We start from the raw sequence: 16,858 nt of genomic DNA, 5'->3' as shown, positions 1-16,858 counted from the left end.
GTGGTCTAATTATAGCACATTCGTTCAATATATGACGTAAATTATAAGCAAAACACGAAAAATACACCCAAAATAATTCATTTTAGTATTCTTAAATAATTAAAACGCGCAAAGGTTAATTAACATTATGTGAAAACCCTTTCATTTGGTATAATTATTCTTATTACTTAAAAAAGTAAACTGCTATTTGGGATGGAGGTGTATTTATGGCTATTGAACGCCCAGAATTAATTTTAACTATCGATCAAGGGACTACTGGTACACGTGCCGCTCTCTTTAATCACAATGCGCGTCGTGTTGCGACATCATCTACGTCATTAACACCCATCGTCCCCCACGCTGGATGGCAAGAACAAAACCCTCTAGAAATTTGGGGATCTGTTCAAACCACTATCGCAGATGCGCTAATCGATTCAGGCGTACGCGCAACTGAAATTAAAGCGATTGGAATCGCGAGCCAACGTGAAACAACATTGATTTGGAACCGGCAAACCGGTCAGCCTATTTACAATGCCATTTCTTGGGCTTCTGTCCAAACAAAAGACATCACTAAAAAATATATTAAAGCTGGTTTGAGTGAATTAATTCAAACACGCACCGGATTACCATTAAGTCCATACTTCTCGGCAACGAAAATTCGTTGGATTTTAGATCATGTTGATGGCGCACAGGAAGCTGCGGAAGCTGGTGAATTAGCATTTGGTACTGTTGACACTTGGCTAACTTGGCAACTAACAGGTGGAACTGTACATGTTACAGACACAACCAACGCCTCTCGTACCATGTTGATGAATTTAGAGACGCTCACTTGGGATGATGAACTCTTGGAATTATTTAACATCCCTCGTAGCCTATTACCTGAAATTCATCAAAGTAGCGAAATTGTTGGGGAAACTAGCCCTGTTCAATTCTTTGGTACAAAAGTACCGATTGCTAGCTTAATCGGAGACCAAAATGCATCGCTTGTTGGTCAACTAGGACTAAGTGCCGGTGATGTGAAAGCTACTTATGGAGCCGGGGCCTTTTTGATGATGAATACCGGTGATGAAATCATCCATTCTAAACATGGTCTAGTATCTACCATTGCATATCATGTCAACGATCATCCCGTCCACGCACTCGAAGGTTCTATTTTCTCTGCAGGAACTGCAGTGCAATGGTTAAATGACCAATTGGGCTTGATCGACAATCAGGTTGATGCTTGGCGTGCAGCAGAAAAATCAATAAATCAAGATGAAGTATATGTCGTGCCCGCATTTAATGGTTTGGGTGCACCTTATTGGAATCCTCATGCACAAGGGTCTGCCCTTGGCCTAACATTAGGTACTACCAAGAATGACTTCATTAAAGCAACACTACAATCAATCGCCTACAGTACTGCAGACATCTTAAACACCATGTGCCTAGAAGCCAACATCCAGCCGAAAGCTTTACTAACAGACGGTTCTGTATCCCGTAATCCATACTTGATGCAATTCCAATCTGATATTGCTGACATCCGTATCGATCGTGCCATGGATGAAGATGCAACAGCCTTAGGTGCAGCCTTTTTGGCCGGCCGTACAATTGGTTTTTGGTCAGATATTGCAGATATGACTCATTACCTGGAAAAAGGACGTCAATTCACTGCAAATATGCCTGAAGAAAAGCGTACACATTTATTAAACGGCTGGCATGCCGCCATCCAAAGTACGCAGGCATTTACACAAGAAGACTAGTCACTCATTCACACTGAATTATCACTGCAAGCCAACAAGATTAAGATAGCGTTTACATCAAAAAAAGTTTATAATAGGCTATGTAAATGCCCCATTTAGTATGGGACGAGTTGGTTATGGGAAACATTAATTTTTTTGCTAAAAAGGAGTCGTTATCGTGCCTGAAGAAATCACAACATTATTGACATTTTTCGGTGGAACTGGAGACCTTGCAAAGCGTAAGCTTTACACTTCAGTCTACAACCTCTACAAGAAGGGCTTCCTTCAAGAGCATTTCGCAGTAGTTGGTGCTGCACGTCAAGACCTAACGAACGACGAATTCCGCCAAATGGTTCGTGAATCAATCGCTAGTTTCGTAGAAGATCAAGATAATGCTGAAGCATTTATCTCACACTTCTACTACGTCAACCAAGACATCACTGATCCAGCATCATACAAGCCTATGTTGGACTTGAACAATGAATTGGATGCCAAGTACAGCTTGAAGGGTAACCGTATTTTCTACATGTCAGTTGCCCCTCGTTTCTTCGGTACTATTGCTAAGTACTTGAAGTCAGAAGGTCTATTGACTGAAAACGGTGAATTTAACCGTTTGATGATTGAAAAGCCATTCGGTGTTTCTTACGATACAGCTGAAGAACTACAAGCTGAATTGGAAGCTGCCTTTGATGATGATCAAATCTACCGTATCGACCACTACCTTGGTAAGGAAATGGTCCAAAACATCGCACCTATCCGTTTTGGTAACAACCTAATCGATAACGCCTGGAACAAGGATTACATCGACAACATCCAAGTAACACTTTCAGAAGTGTTGGGTGTTGAAGAACGTGCCGGTTACTACGATACTTCTGGTGCTTTGCGCGACATGATCCAAAACCACACTATGCAAATCATTGGTTGGTTGGCCATGGAAAAGCCTGAAAACTTCACTGACAAGGAAATCCGTGCTGCTAAGAACGCGGCATTCGATTCATTGAAGATTTACTCAGCTGAAGAAGTTGCTGAAAACTTCGTCCGTGGACAATATGGTGAATCTGCTGATGGTAGCCAACGTCGCTACTTGGATGAACCAGATGTTCCTGCTGATTCACAAAACAACACATACGTTGCAGGTAAGTTGCAATTCGATATGGATCGTTGGGAAGGTGTGCCTTTCTTCATCCGTTCAGGAAAGCGTCTTGCTGCTAAGCAAACTCGTGTTGACGTTGTCTTCAAGAAGGATGCCAACATCTTCGGAATGGCTGGTGACAACTTGGTAAACCCAGTGCTTTCAATTCTTATCGACCCAGTTGGTAAGGTTGAATTCACAATGAACGCCAAGAAGGTTTCTGAAAACTTCGAACTACGTCCAGTTAAGCTAGAATGGCAAGTATCTGCTGAAGACAAGGCCATTACTCCTGAACCATACGAACGTATGATTCACGATGCAATGGACGGAAACGGATCAAACTTCGCTGACTGGAACGGTGTTGCCGTTGCATGGAAGTTCGTTGACGCCGTACAAAACGCTTGGGATAACTCACGTGCAGACTTCCCTAACTACGTTTCAGGTTCAATGGGACCTGCCGCAGCTGACGAATTGTTGGCTAAGGATAACGCATCTTGGATCTTCGAAGGATAATCTAAGGTCAAAACAAAATTAAGAATGCCTGGAAACTTAGGTTTCCAGGCATTTTCTTTTACTCACAAAAGCATCAATATTGGATTGAAACTGAATAATCACAAAAGGCGCAATAGTTAATACTATTGCGCCTTTCTCATGTTTATAGACTAGTAAAATCAAAGACCATACGGCCTGTAATGTTGTTATTATGCATTTCATCAATGACATCATTGATATCACGAATATCGGCACGTTGCACAATTGGCTTAACCTTCTTTTGTGCACCAAATTCGAATGCTTCGGCTAAATCAGTACGCGTTCCAACAAGTGAACCGGTTACTGAGATACCATCCAATACTGTTTTAACGATATTTAGATCCATGTCACCTTGTGGCAAAGCAACCGCAACTAACTTCCCCATTGGGCGTAGTGATTCTACCGCTTGATTAAACGCTTGCGCATTAACGGCAGTCACTTGGGCATTGTGAACACCACCCGTTTTAGCTTGAATCACCGCTGGTACATCTTCTGTCTTACGGTTAATCAAAATTTCGGCCCCATTTTGGTGCGCTGCTTCTAACTTCTCTGGATTACCATCAACTGCAACAACTCGTGCACCAAATACATTGTGTGCATATTGCACCGCAAGGTTCCCCAAGCCACCTGCTCCAACAACTGAGACCCATTGTCCTGGCTTCGTTTCTCCAACCTTCAAAGCCTTATACATTGTCACACCAGCACAAGTGATTGAAGAGGCTTCCATTGGATCCAAACCATCTGGCACCTTCACTGCATACTTCGCATTAACAACTGCCTGTTGTGCCATTCCACCATCAATTGAGTAACCAGAGTTGCGAACTTTACGACAGAATGTTTCATTTCCTGTATTACAGAATTCACAGTTTCCACAAGCATCATAGAACCAAGCAACTGAGACACGATCACCTAACTTCAAGTAGTCAGACGCTCCTTCTCCAAGCTTAGAAACAATCCCAACACCTTCATGCCCGACAACTCGATTAAATTCGCGTGGATTAAATTCGTTTGGATTTCCAAAATCACCATTGGCAACATGCAAATCTGTATGACAAAGTCCACAATATTCCATATCAATTAACGCTTCCCCAAACGCCAATTGACGTGGTTGCCAATTATCGATTACATCAACATATCCATCTAACGTTTGTCGTACTACAGCTGCCTTCATGATTTTCTCCTCCAATTAACTTGTTAACTTTTTCACAATTAAATCATAACAAATATAATAAACGCATTCAAGTGAAAAAACTCACAATTTAACACAATAAAAAAAACAGCTCCTTATATAGAGCTGTTTCTTCATAAATATTTTTCTCGTTAATCTAATTCAATTGCTTGTCCGGCAGACAATGCGTAGATAAACACCTTTGGCTGTGGCATCCCCATCGCAATCAATGCTTGAGCATAGATATTTAATTGGCCAGCATAACGTTTCTTCAACAAAGCGCCTTCTTCTTGCCCATTAATGCGATCAGTTTTGTAGTCAAACATCCAAACTTCGTCACCGACCTTAAAGTATCCGTCAATAATTCCGTGGACTAATACACGATCATCGCCATCAAAATTCTTGTATAACATATTTCCATCTAGCAAAAGTGAAAATGGCACTTCACGTTGTAACGTTGCTTGATTTGCAAGCATCATTTTCCCTAGTTCAGAATCAGTAAAGAACTTCACGACATCCGTAACTCGCACTTCTTGCGCAATGGCTTTTTCTAACAATCCCGTTGCGACAAGACTATCCAACAGACGTTGGACACTGGCTTCATTCGGTACACCTTGTGACAAATCCAAGCGTTGTAAGACTAAGTGAGTTGCCGTTCCAATTGCCGCCGCGCTTGGTTGTATCGTAACTTCTTGCATAAACTTTGGCTTTGAGAGTTCAGCATCCACAAATCGCAAACCTGTTTGCTCTTCTGGATCCAAACGTTTATCAGCTAGAACACGTCCTTCTGATAAATCAGGATCTTCGAACAAACGCTTAATTTCAGACACAGATTGATATGCCGTTGCATGGGTCGCAGAATCAAACTTATAATCATAGTCCAAAATCGGACGCCAATTCGTCACATCTACACTCGTCATTACTGGCGACTCAGTCGTTGCTTCTGCCTGTAACGTTGGTGCGTATTGTTCCTTTTCAACTTCTTGTAGTTCAAGGAAAGTCTTGGCTTCAATCTTGAATTGCATCTTGTTGGCTTCGAATTTTTCGGCTGACTCATCATCTGATTTTACCAACTCACCCTTCGGAGTTAGCGGCTTAATGTCTAATAAGTCCACTTCGCCATCAGTTACTTGTGTTCGCGCCTCAACGTCTGGATGACGAAGCAATGCCATACCCGCTAAGTCCATGTATGACTTTCCTTGTAGACGAACCCATTCTGGTAACATCCAATCTTGACCATGTTGGCTTAACTGCCATTTATCTAACATTTGTTTCGCCGTGTCATATGAACCAACCAAGAACACTTCTTGTTCAGCACGGGTTAAGGCAACATACAGAACACGTAATTGTTCGGCAAAGGCGCCTTTTTGACGCGCGGTCTTAACGACTTCACGTTGAATCGTTGGTAATTCCAATTGATGTTCAGTATCAATATAATTCACACCTGCTCCAGCGTATGCATCAACTAAAACATCACCCTTAACTTCATTCGTTGAAACCATATCACGTGTACTGTTCAACAAGAAGACGATTGGGAATTCCAATCCCTTAGAACGATGAATTGTCATCAATCGAATACTGTTATCAGTGACATTCGCATCTGCGACACCTAGATCACGTTCTTTTTCTTGCAACTCTGTAATATAGCTGACGAATTGATACAAACCAACAAAGTTAGATTGTTGGAAGCTAGCTGCACGTTCATATAATGCATGCAAGTTTGCTTGGCGTTGTGGCCCCGATGACAACCCACCCATGTAGTCTAACCAACCAGTTGTATCAAATATACGCCAAACTAAATCAACTAATTGATTTTGCGTTGCCAAAACTTTAAATTCGGCTAAGTGCGCCATAAAGCGAGCAACTGTTGCTTTCGCATTCGCCATATCCTTTTCCGGCATATCCGCTTGCGCTAAATCAGCAATCTCACTTTCGTGGAACTTAACCAACGCTTGATAGAAATCACCTTGACGGTCTTGGAGACGAATCAAGGCTAAATCATTTTCATTCAAGTCGTACATTGGTGAACGCAATACCGCTGCCAACGGAATATCTTGATGTGGATTATCAATCACACGCAATAAACTCAACATGACTGAAATTTCTGTTGTTTGGAAGAAGTTCTCGGTCCCATCAACGGCCAATGGAATATCTAGCTTATTGAAGACATCAATGACATCTAAGTTTTGCAACTTCGTTGGTACCAAGATGGTGATATCTGAATAAGTTGGGCGACGTAATTCTTTTTCTTCACGATCAAAGATTAGCGTAGCTGGATCAGTCATCAATTCCTTGATTTTAGAAGCCATTAGACGTATTTGACCAATTGTACTTGAGTACTTATTTTCGCCTTCACCTTCATCACTTAAGTAAACCAATAATTCTGCATGCTTGCTTACTTCCTCTGGATAGTAATCTGCCCCAGCGACCAATTCCGCGCTACCTGTGTACTCCACATCCCCTAAGTTCTCGCTCATTACTTGCGCAAAAATATAATTAATAAACTTCGTCACATTTGGATGTGAACGAAAGTTTTCTTGCAATGTAATGACATCACTTTGTTCATCAATTGGATAGTCATGTAATTTACTTCCAAATAATGATGGATCAGCTTGTCGGAATTTATAGATTGATTGCTTAATGTCTCCCACTTGGAAAGTATTATCATCCCCAGCAATGCGCCCTAGAATTGCTTCTTGCAGTTGGTTAGTGTCTTGGTATTCATCGACCATCACTTCGCGATAACGACCTTGTAATTCAGTGGCCACTGCTTCTTGTTGCACGATTTGGAGCGCAAAATGCTCCAAATCATTGAAATCAACCGTCTTTTGAGCCAATTTCTCATCCAAGAAGGCTGCACGGAAAGTTTCTGTAAAGTCGACTAAGGCGCGCAGCGTCTTTTCTGCCCCTGCCAAGGCGACCTTTTGTCCTGCCTCGTCCAGCACAAAGTACTTAGCACGTAATTTACTTAGTTGATCAAGACGATAATCACGGCCGACTTTAACCGCATTCCATTCATTTTGCAGCTCAACCTCAACAGGATCCTTCTTATCAAAACGACTTGCCTTAGCCTTCGCATGACGGGCAGCACCCCATTTAGTTGGTTGTTCTGAATTGAGAATAAAGCGACGTAAGTCATCCCATGACAAATCTGGGTTAGCCAGCATTTGATTGGCACTTACAAAGAAGTCTGCATCATTTTCAAAGTTAGCTTTACGGTTTAACGCCGCTTCACTTTCACCAGTATCTGGCGCTTGGCGTAATGCCCGTTCTGCTTCAGTCGCTAATCCAGTTAACTCTTGCTTCAAGAGTGGCAATACTTCTGTTTGGTAGAAATCAGTTTGGGTAAACGGCTTATCGTGTTGGTAAGCGTCTGCTAACGCACCTAACCATTCAGACGTATCTGGTCGTGCCATCGCAAAGTTAAACAACGTAAACACGGCATTTCGTAATGGCCCATCATCTTGGCTGGCAGACTTAAATTGCGTTACCAACGCTTTGAATGAACCATCGTCGTCATTTTCATACGCATCATCTAACAAATTTTGATACACATTGTGCATCAACAAAGTACGTTCTGCATCATCTAACAAACGGAATTGTGGATCCAAATCAATGGTGTAGTGATATTGTTCAATCAAACGTAAAGCAAACGCGTGCAACGTTGAGATATTGGCAACATTCAACAAACGCAATTGCTTCAATAAATGTTGCCGTTGGTCGTCTTGTGCATCTTGTAATGCTGTACGAATTTCCTTTTCCAAACGTTCCTTCATTTCGGCTGCAGCAGCTTCCGTAAAGGTAACAATCAAGAATTCATTGATGTTTTCGCCTGCTAACAAGCGTTGCAACACACGTTCAACAAGAACACGCGTCTTTCCAGACCCGGCTGAGGCTGAAACTAGAATATTCTTCCCTTTGGTTTCAATCGCTGCTGATTGAGTCGGTGTAAAATTCATTCTTCTTCCTCCATCTCTTCTTGCATGAATTGCAATGCATCAGCGCGTTTCGTTGGGAATGCACTAATATCGTTATATTGATTTCCAATCGCCGCATCAAACATCATAACTGGCTTGTATGGACTATTCGTTAGTCCGGTTGATTCATTACCTTCTTTAAACGGTGTTAAGGCGAAGTTTCCCGTCAGAATTTCATTTCCAATACGACGAATTTGATAATCATTGAACGTCGTCAAAATATCTAATTCATCTTCATCATAGGTATTGTTTCCAGTCTTACTAATGGCACCCGTTTTGGTGCGTGAGAAACCATATAGACTAGGTTGCCCTTCTTGTGGTTCTAGCGTTTCAAGATAGGCGTCATCCTTCGTTAATACTCCAGCATACTTGGCATTGGTGGTTTGAACTGATTCACTAGCAGTCACCAATTCAGCCCAATTGTCAGTCGTTGATAAATCAGTCGCTTTAATCCAAGGTGCTTGTGCATTCCAATATAGTGCCCCACCAACTGGTGTCTCACTATTTTGCGACAGTGCCGCCCAGTACGTCATCAATTGTAATTCAAGCCCTGCGATAACCTTGTTCAACTTAAAGTCACGTGCACTTGATTTGTAGTCCACCACGGTCACGAATTCTTGATCACCCGACTTCATAATATCCATACGGTCAATCTTTCCACGTAGCGTCAAATTACCATTATCTAGTGTGTACTTAACGGGTGGTAATCCATCTTCACCCAAACCAAAGGTTGTTTCAACACCAATTGTTTGTACACGATGGTTTGTTGGTTGACCACGCTTCATCTTCAAAATCGTATTCGCCACTTGATTAATCATTTGTTCCGTCAAATAAGTCATTTGCGCAGAACTCTTAAAGATTTCTAGCGATGCATCATCCCCATTCAAGATTGTATGCATTGAGTCTGCAACACGCGTTTTAATTTCAGCGTCTGATAATTCGCCTAACACCTGATTCTGCTGAATCAATGTCATAAAGAAGTGCTCAAAACCTGCGTGAATGAAAGTTCCCTTATCCGCGGGTGTCAGTTGCAAGACTTGGCGTTCTTTCAGCTTCAGTCCATATGATAAGAAGAATTCATATGGGTTGCGTGCATACGTTTGTAGACGTGAGACTGATAACTTTAAATCACGACCAAAGATGGCGTCCACCAAATTCATAGATAGCGCTGAAACCTGGTTATGGTATGACAGACTCTTCATCAAATTCATTGTCATCTTCGGTTCTAGTTGAGAGACTTGTTGTTGCACACTTTGCCAGGCCGCACTTACTGGTAATTTATTCAATTGCGCCATTTGTGCCATACGAATCACATGCGCCAATGTTGTTGCGGGTGAGCCCACGAATTGGGCCACATCATCACTCGTTGGATCTGGTAAGGCCGCAAATGCCTTTACTGCAAGGTTCTTATAGTGTGCTTGCAGACGCACTATGTAGCTAGAAGCACTTAATCCACTATCACCATCACTAGTTGGATATGACCAAATTAGACGATTAGTTGTACTCATCATCGCGTTATACATCAAAAGTGATTCTTCAGCCATCTGTTTATCTGCGGTATCACGTAATTTTGCGGATTCTGGTAATAGCGGTAGTAATGTTTCACGATCACCATCATTCAAAATTGCCTTCGTGCGTGTTGTTGCGGGCAATTGTTGCGCAGTGGCGCCAAAGATAATGGCTGTCTTATAGTTTTGTCCTTGCACGATTCCACTTTCAGTAATACGCACTTGGTCCATCGTAGCTGGAATACCTGTATAAGTAGCACTATCAAATCCGGCGACTAACGTTTCACGTAAGTCAGAGATCGACATCTTTTCATTTCCAAAGATATCCACAAAGTCATCTAATAGGTTCATCAACGTTTGCCAAACTTGTTCTGGTTGTTGTCCACGGAACAAGTCTCCTTGTTCAATCGCTTCATCACGCCAGCCTAACAATCGATCACTCACCCCATTTTCGGTTAAGAAACGGTACAGGTGACGCACCATCATCTCTGTGTTTTGCGCATTCTTCATTGTTTCTAAGAACGGTACGATGACTTGGCTCACTTGCTCATGAATCAAAGCCAATTGGTGATTACGGAAAGATAATTTTGCTTGAGCTGATTCATTATCAACCGAGGCTGCTTTCCAGTCATATTGCCATGCGTCATCTGATGTCCATTGCCATCCTTGAATGTTCTTAGCTAACACATAGTTTTCAGTAATTGCTAATGCTTCACGATATTCTGTAATTTCAATCTCACTTGGTACTAACAATTCATTCTTCAACAATTGCATGATTGTCCGTGTCGTTAGACGTTCCAAGCCCAATAGTTGCTTAATAAACGCAACCAATGGATGCGTGTTCATTTGCTTATCCGCATCCATAAAGTATGGAATACCCATACGCTTAAAAATCGCAGGAATCATGTTCGTGTATGGGTTCAAATCACGAGCCATCAATAGATAGTCACGATAACGTGCGTCGCCAGTGGCGACTTCTTGACGAATTTGACGCGCCATTTGTTCAATTTCTTGGTAGGCCGTATTTGATTGCCACACCAGTAGTTCATCATTTTGCACAATACCAGCTTCAGTCGGTACTCCTGTTTGTTCATAGTGAATCCAGAAGTCTTCTACACTATGCATAGTTGTACTCATTTGACGTTGCGCATCAATCCCAACAACATTGGTTTCAATCCCTGCATCTTGCGCCACATATTGGAAGCGACGCCCTAATACCTTCGGTTTAAAGAACAAGTCATTTTCATCTGTTTGCGCTTCACGTAAGCTTGCTGATCCTGCATCTGATGGCAAAGCTAAAGTAACGTTAGCTGCTTCCGTAATCAACGACTCAACGACCCCGGCTTCTCCATTGGTCATTTGTGAATAACGGTTAATAAAGAAATGATGCTTTGATAGATCGACTTTATCGGTACGCAAAAATAACTTCAGTGCTTGAAGTAGGTCTGAATTCAAATAGCGTCCTTGTTTTTGTAGATAATCTTCTAAGCGTTCCCCAATTAAGCTCAAATCATGCATCTTACGTTGCAAAGTTTCAGGTGTCTGATCATCTTCACTTAATGCGGTCACTTCATCCCAAGATAAGTTGGCTTGTTTAATTTCTAATAATTGGTCTGTAAATTGACTGATAAATCCTGGCTTCGACAACATGTTGCCATACAGTGCCAATTCATCTTTAGCGTCACGTAAAAGTCGTTGCACTAACATAGCTAAACCGTCTTTTGAGACATTCGCATTTTGATACAACGCATCATCTTGCATGTAATACCAGGCCAGACGGCTCAATGAAAATACTTGTACTCGTGGTACTGCAATTGCACGGCCTTCATGCCCCATCATTTTGGATAGTCGTGTTAAGACATTAATTTCACTTTCAAACTTGATGTGGTTAGGCACAATATAAAATAATTGCGCTTCTGGATCAGCTTCCAGTAACTGTTTCATGTCCTCTAACAAGGCATATTCATGATCAGCACTAGCTGTGCCGAACTTCAAATTTAACATTTTGCCACCCTAGCCCTTTCTTAAGACAACTCATGACACTCTATCCCATATAATTATGTAGCTGTTTTCCGTATCAATTATTCCACTTACTAGTATAACAAAATACGAAAGTTTCCTTGGGTATTCACCGCATACTTTAGTCATAAAATTAATTGGATTGACGTACAAAAAATGATGCCCTTTTGTTTCAATACTAAAGTTGCTTTCAATGTAAAGTACCAAGTGCATCATAAACCCGTCATATTCAGTATAATGAGTATAGAAGTTCACATTTTAATGAATAGAGGTCTTTAATATGAGTCAATCACTTACCCAAACACTGGCAGAATTCATCCCCGTTGAAAACATTCCAGATGCCATTACCAAGTTAAAGGGACACCTTGATTACCTGAATGAGACTGACACAGCCTTACGCTTTACGCACATCCAAGAAAAATTTTCAGAAATTCTAGCCATGCCTTTAAACGAAGTTGATAGCCAACACATTCTATCGGTTTTAGTCGAAGATGGCTACGATGATATTTTTGCTCGTTTGCTAAATCTAACATCGCCTGATGATTTACGCGACTTTTTAACAGACATCGCACCTAATGATGATGCCGCAGATATTCAAGACCAGTTCTTAACCTTCATCGAAACACACAGAGATTTAGATACTGACTCGCTCCTATCTGAAATCTATGCCTTCACACCAACACTATTTAACGATGCCATTTCATCCGATCAAATTGATGTGATGTTATATCTCGCTACGTTCATTTCGGATGAATACGCAACATTAATCGAACCTCTAATTGAAACGCAAATGGCACCTCCAACATTAGAAGAAGAACTAGCCACGTTCTTACCCACCAAGGACATTGAACAAGCACTCAACACGATTACGGATTACCTTGCTGAGAAAATTGCCGCCAAGGACCCCATCCGTGTCCCTCATGTCTATGGCGATTTTCTATCAATAGTTAGTCCTGAAATCACACATGAACAAACGAAACGTATCTTAATGATTGCATCAATGAACGAAGAATATTCAGAGCCGTTTTCAGAACTGTTATTGTTTGCGGAGGATGATTTAACTGAATTCATTAAAGTTCTGGTCGAGCCTGAAGAAGTTGAAAACAGTCAGGCAGCCTTCCTAGCATATCTTGAAAAACAAAAAGACGTCGATTCAGATACATTCATGGATAATGTTTATGGGGACGTGAAAGAATTATTCGACTTCTCCATCACTGATGATGATGTAGATGCGTTACTGTACTATGCAATGTTTGTTTCGGATGAATATCGCATGTTATTAGATAACTTGCTTTCATACTAAAAACGTAAGCCCAATTGAGCGTAATCACTACAGGTATATCCAAAATTAAGTAAATAAAAAAGCCGTAAACATAGTATTAAAACTGTGTTTACGGCTTTTCTGTTTTTCGAAACATCACACACTAATCATTTAGTATTTATGTTCCTTCAACATTTTCTGAACAGACTTCTTCCCACCTAGCATGCGATTAAGCTTGGTTTGTTCAATCATTTTGGCATTCATGCCATCGTATTCAGATTCTAATTGTAGCTTTTGATAACTATCTAATCGTTTCTCTGATAACGTTCCATTTTTAATCGCCTTTTTTACGGCACATTTAGGCTCAGACGTGTGGGTACAATCATTAAATTTACACATGTTAGCCAAGTCATCAATATCTTCGAATACCTGAGAGATATCTGCTGCACCAATACCAAGTTCACGCATCCCCGGTGTATCAATAACCATACCGCGATAATGTGGTAAGACATACAAGTCACGTTGAGTTGTTGTATGTCGGCCTTTATCATCATTGCGTAATCGATCTGTGGTAATTTCACCACCAGTCTTAAAATGATTGATTAATGTCGACTTCCCAACACCGGATGATCCAACAAAGACTGACGTTTTACCTGATTCAAGATGTTTTTCAATCTCTGCATAGCCATTTTCAGCTGCATTGGTTGTACAAATAACGGAAACACCAATCGCAACTTCTGCTATTTCAGCTAACTTATCATCTAAGTCGGCACACAGGTCGGTCTTGGTTAAGATGATATACGGCATTGAACCACTGTTCCAAGCAATTGCTAGATAGCGTTCTAATCGTCGTAAATTATAGTCTTCATTCAAAGACATACAGATGAAAATCTTATCAATATTCGTCGCAATCAATTGTTCTTCTGACGAATCCCCGGCACTTTCACGTGCTAAGCGACTTTTACGTGGCAGAACTTTATGAATAACGGCTTGGTCAGTGTTATCAGTCATTGCATCTAACACGACGAAGTCGCCTACGGCCGGATATTCACTTAGTTGTGTCACCTGATATGCAAATTTCCCAGAGACTTTGGCATACGTTTCACCATTTTCTGTCAAAACTCGGTACAAGTTCTGTGCCTGTGATGAAACACGCCCAATAATCTGTTTCGCATCAAGATCAACCTGATTTTCTGCTGTAAATCCAATATTTTTTAAAGTAGATGTAGTCAATTTATTATTCCTCCAAAAGTCTATGCAAACTTATGAGAGGCCAATTGCATTTTGATCTGATTATTTTGCAAGTGCCTCTCGGCGCATTACAATATCCTTCTGTGTGGCAGTCATTTTAAACATAAAAAGTGCTCTCCTTCTTTGACATGCTTGCTAGCATAGCACAGTAAAAAATACATGTCAAAATTGCTCCATCTAATTGATTAGCCCATCATTTTCAATCCAGAAGGGTGCGTATACAACGCCTTTGATCTTATCCTTGGGTACGAATCCCCAAGCACGACTATCATTTGAAATCGCGCGGTTATCTCCCATCACAAAATATGAATCTGCGGGCACTTTATTAACCGTTGTTGGTGCTAGCCAATTTTGTTGTTGTGACAAACTCGCTAACGTAAATCCTTGGCTGGCTAGGTCTCCTTGCAACATATCTAGTGTGCCATTAATTTTTTGTGGTTCAGTTAAATAGTTTTGTGGATCTTTCACACCATTTACAAACAAGTCACCTTCGTTAGTGTAAGTAATCTCATCACCTGGCACCCCGATTACACGTTTTACATACAGCTTTTGTTTCTGCCCTTGAGCTTTTGGATCAACACCGTTTGCTTCAAATAGAATGACGGCATTGCGCGTAACATCTTTGAACTTCAGGGCTACAACTTTATCTCGATCATGAAGATTGGGTTCCATTGATTCCCCATCTACCGTCACAATCGTTAATACAAATGCGTTAAGTAGCAACGCAATTCCGCAGCCAACTACCAATGGCATAACAACGCCAAAAATCTTTTTCAATACATTCATTTCTAAATATCCTTACTTTTTTGATTACTCTTTCGGCTCAATGACCGCTTATGTGCTTTATCTCTAACTTAGAAAAAAGACCTCAAAATAATTTTTGAGGTCTTTTTTAATTATAAATTATTGTACGTTATTCTTCTTACGGTAGTAGTGGTAGACTGGCAAACCAAGTCCAACCATAACCATTGAAATCATAACGCTTTGGAAGTCGGATTGAAGGGTTGAGATCAATACGAACATCGCTCCACCAATCGCAACCAATGGTGTGATTGGGTACAAAGGTGTCTTAAACAATGGGGCTTCTTGTGTATCTGGGTTCTTCTTGCTTTGACGACGTAGAATAAAGATTCCAAAGAATGCCGCTGTGTAGAAAATCCAGATAGTGAAGATAGCAATGTCAGATAGACGGTCAGCTGAGTTAGTGAACAAGGCAATTGACATAGCTATTGCCGCAACTGAAAGAATTGCCGCAATTGGTTCTTGTGTCTTCGCGTTCAAACGTGACAAGTACTTAGGGAACAATCCGTCCTTTGACATTGCGTATGCCATACGAGGGAAAGCAATCATCTTACCATTCAATGTTCCCCACATTGAGATGATGATTGTGATACTCAAAGCACGTCCACCAAATTCACCAAAAGCTTGTGTAGCCATTACGAATGTTGAGTTGTTTTGCAAAGCAATGATTTGTTCTGCTGGCAACGCACGGTAAACAGCGTAAGTAACACCAACGTAAGCCAATACGATGATTGACACACCGTAAACGATTGAACGCGGCATGTCACGACGTGGGTTCTTTAGTTCTCCTGCCAAGTTAGATAGCAAGATCCAACCATCATAAGCAAACAAAGTTGCCAAAACGGCCATTCCGAATCCACCCTTAGCTGTAGATGTTAGTTGTGTCACAGTTTGACCCAACGCATCAACTTGTCCAAAGAACAATCCGTATCCAATCAATAGCACAATCGGAATCATCTTAATTGATGTCGTGATTACTTGGAAAGCAGCCGTAACGCGGTTTTCCAAAACGTTAATCAACACCACCAACATGATGTATGAAATCGTGATCCAACGAGCTGCTTCTGTAGGCAATCCCAAGAAGTTCGCTGTCAGGAAGGCAGCATATCCACCAATTGAAGCAATAACAGCCGGTGCATACACGATAACTTGCATCCAACCAGTTAAGAATCCAGCTGCTGAACCATATAGTGATTCGATGTAGCTGTACAATCCACCAGTCTTTGGCAAACGAGCAGCAACTTCTGAAATAGTCAATCCAGCCGCCAAAGTAATGATACCTCCGACGATCCATGCTGCTAATCCAGCAGTTGTGCTTCCTGCTTGTTCAAGAACACTCGCTTGCTTAAAAAATACACCTGATCCAATAACAGTTCCGATGACCAAAGATAATCCTGACCACAGACCCATTGAACGCTTTAGTTTGACACCTTCTGACATAACTCCAACCCCTTAATGTGTTCATTCTGAACATTGATAACGTGTATTACTGTAAAACGTTTCACATTTGATT

At 41.2% G+C, this 16,858-nt stretch carries 9 protein-coding genes; 3 read left to right on the top strand and 6 right to left on the bottom strand.

Annotated features, from left to right (window positions below; all coding sequences use genetic code 11):
* The first annotated feature begins 206 nt into the window (after window positions 1–206).
* Together glpK and zwf are read left to right on the top strand one after the other, a co-directional pair.
* Window positions 207–1,718, top strand: a complete 1,512-nt coding sequence (gene glpK, locus KHQ31_RS00295; protein WP_213409058.1) for a glycerol kinase GlpK — start codon at window positions 207–209, stop codon at window positions 1,716–1,718.
* Between the two features lie 157 nt (window positions 1,719–1,875).
* Window positions 1,876–3,342: a glucose-6-phosphate dehydrogenase gene (zwf, locus tag KHQ31_RS00290; RefSeq protein ID WP_213409057.1), complete on the top strand. Its 1,467-nt coding sequence runs from the start codon at window positions 1,876–1,878 to the stop codon at window positions 3,340–3,342.
* 142 nt (window positions 3,343–3,484) lie between these two features.
* Here zwf and adhP read toward each other — a convergent pair whose 3' ends face one another.
* The 3 genes from adhP to KHQ31_RS00275 form a co-directional block, all read right to left on the bottom strand.
* The gene (gene adhP, locus KHQ31_RS00285; RefSeq protein ID WP_213409056.1) at window positions 3,485–4,531 is read right to left on the bottom strand and encodes an alcohol dehydrogenase AdhP; all 1,047 of its coding nucleotides are present in this window, start codon (window positions 4,529–4,531) and stop codon (window positions 3,485–3,487) included.
* Window positions 4,532–4,680: 149 nt separating this feature from the next.
* Window positions 4,681–8,487, bottom strand: coding sequence for a helicase-exonuclease AddAB subunit AddA (gene addA, locus KHQ31_RS00280; protein WP_213409055.1), 3,807 nt, complete (start codon window positions 8,485–8,487; stop codon window positions 4,681–4,683).
* Window positions 8,484–12,017 carry a PD-(D/E)XK nuclease family protein gene (locus KHQ31_RS00275; protein ID WP_213409054.1) on the bottom strand — a complete coding sequence of 1,178 codons (3,534 nt, stop codon included), beginning with the start codon at window positions 12,015–12,017 and terminating at the stop codon, window positions 8,484–8,486. The genes addA and KHQ31_RS00275 overlap by 4 nt, the downstream gene beginning before the upstream one ends.
* A 295-nt stretch (window positions 12,018–12,312) precedes the next feature.
* Here KHQ31_RS00275 and KHQ31_RS00270 point away from each other — a divergent pair, with 295 nt between their 5' ends.
* Window positions 12,313–13,335 carry a hypothetical protein gene (locus KHQ31_RS00270; protein WP_213409053.1) on the top strand — a complete coding sequence of 341 codons (1,023 nt, stop codon included), beginning with the start codon at window positions 12,313–12,315 and terminating at the stop codon, window positions 13,333–13,335.
* A gap of 129 nt (window positions 13,336–13,464) precedes the next feature.
* On the opposite strand, the gene rsgA is transcribed toward KHQ31_RS00270, so the two are convergent.
* The 3 genes from rsgA to KHQ31_RS00255 form a co-directional block, all read right to left on the bottom strand.
* Complete coding sequence (gene rsgA, locus KHQ31_RS00265) at window positions 13,465–14,526, bottom strand: ribosome small subunit-dependent GTPase A (RefSeq protein WP_213409052.1); 1,062 nt, start codon at window positions 14,524–14,526, stop codon at window positions 13,465–13,467.
* 195 nt (window positions 14,527–14,721) lie between these two features.
* Window positions 14,722–15,330 carry a signal peptidase I gene (gene lepB / locus KHQ31_RS00260; protein ID WP_213409051.1) on the bottom strand — a complete coding sequence of 203 codons (609 nt, stop codon included), beginning with the start codon at window positions 15,328–15,330 and terminating at the stop codon, window positions 14,722–14,724.
* A 117-nt stretch (window positions 15,331–15,447) separates the two neighbouring features.
* The gene (locus KHQ31_RS00255; protein WP_213409050.1) at window positions 15,448–16,785 is read right to left on the bottom strand and encodes an APC family permease; all 1,338 of its coding nucleotides are present in this window, start codon (window positions 16,783–16,785) and stop codon (window positions 15,448–15,450) included.
* Window positions 16,786–16,858: the final 73 nt, after the last annotated feature.

Origin of the sequence: Weissella ceti (assembly GCF_018394055.1) — a bacterium.
Classification (GTDB): domain Bacteria; phylum Bacillota; class Bacilli; order Lactobacillales; family Lactobacillaceae; genus Weissella; species Weissella ceti.
The sequence above is the reverse complement of the archived record's forward strand: the minus strand, read 5'-3'. Positions and strand labels throughout refer to the sequence as shown.

Coding starts and splice junctions, on each gene's coding strand:
- adhP (WP_213409056.1), bottom strand. CDS start 4,531: ATGAAGGCAGCTGTAGTACGACAAACGTTAGATGGATATGTTGATGTA.
- KHQ31_RS00255 (WP_213409050.1), bottom strand. CDS start 16,785: ATGTCAGAAGGTGTCAAACTAAAGCGTTCAATGGGTCTGTGGTCAGGA.
- KHQ31_RS00270 (WP_213409053.1), top strand. CDS start 12,313: ATGAGTCAATCACTTACCCAAACACTGGCAGAATTCATCCCCGTTGAA.
- glpK (WP_213409058.1), top strand. CDS start 207: ATGGCTATTGAACGCCCAGAATTAATTTTAACTATCGATCAAGGGACT.
- KHQ31_RS00275 (WP_213409054.1), bottom strand. CDS start 12,017: ATGTTAAATTTGAAGTTCGGCACAGCTAGTGCTGATCATGAATATGCC.
- addA (WP_213409055.1), bottom strand. CDS start 8,487: ATGAATTTTACACCGACTCAATCAGCAGCGATTGAAACCAAAGGGAAG.
- lepB (WP_213409051.1), bottom strand. CDS start 15,330: ATGAATGTATTGAAAAAGATTTTTGGCGTTGTTATGCCATTGGTAGTT.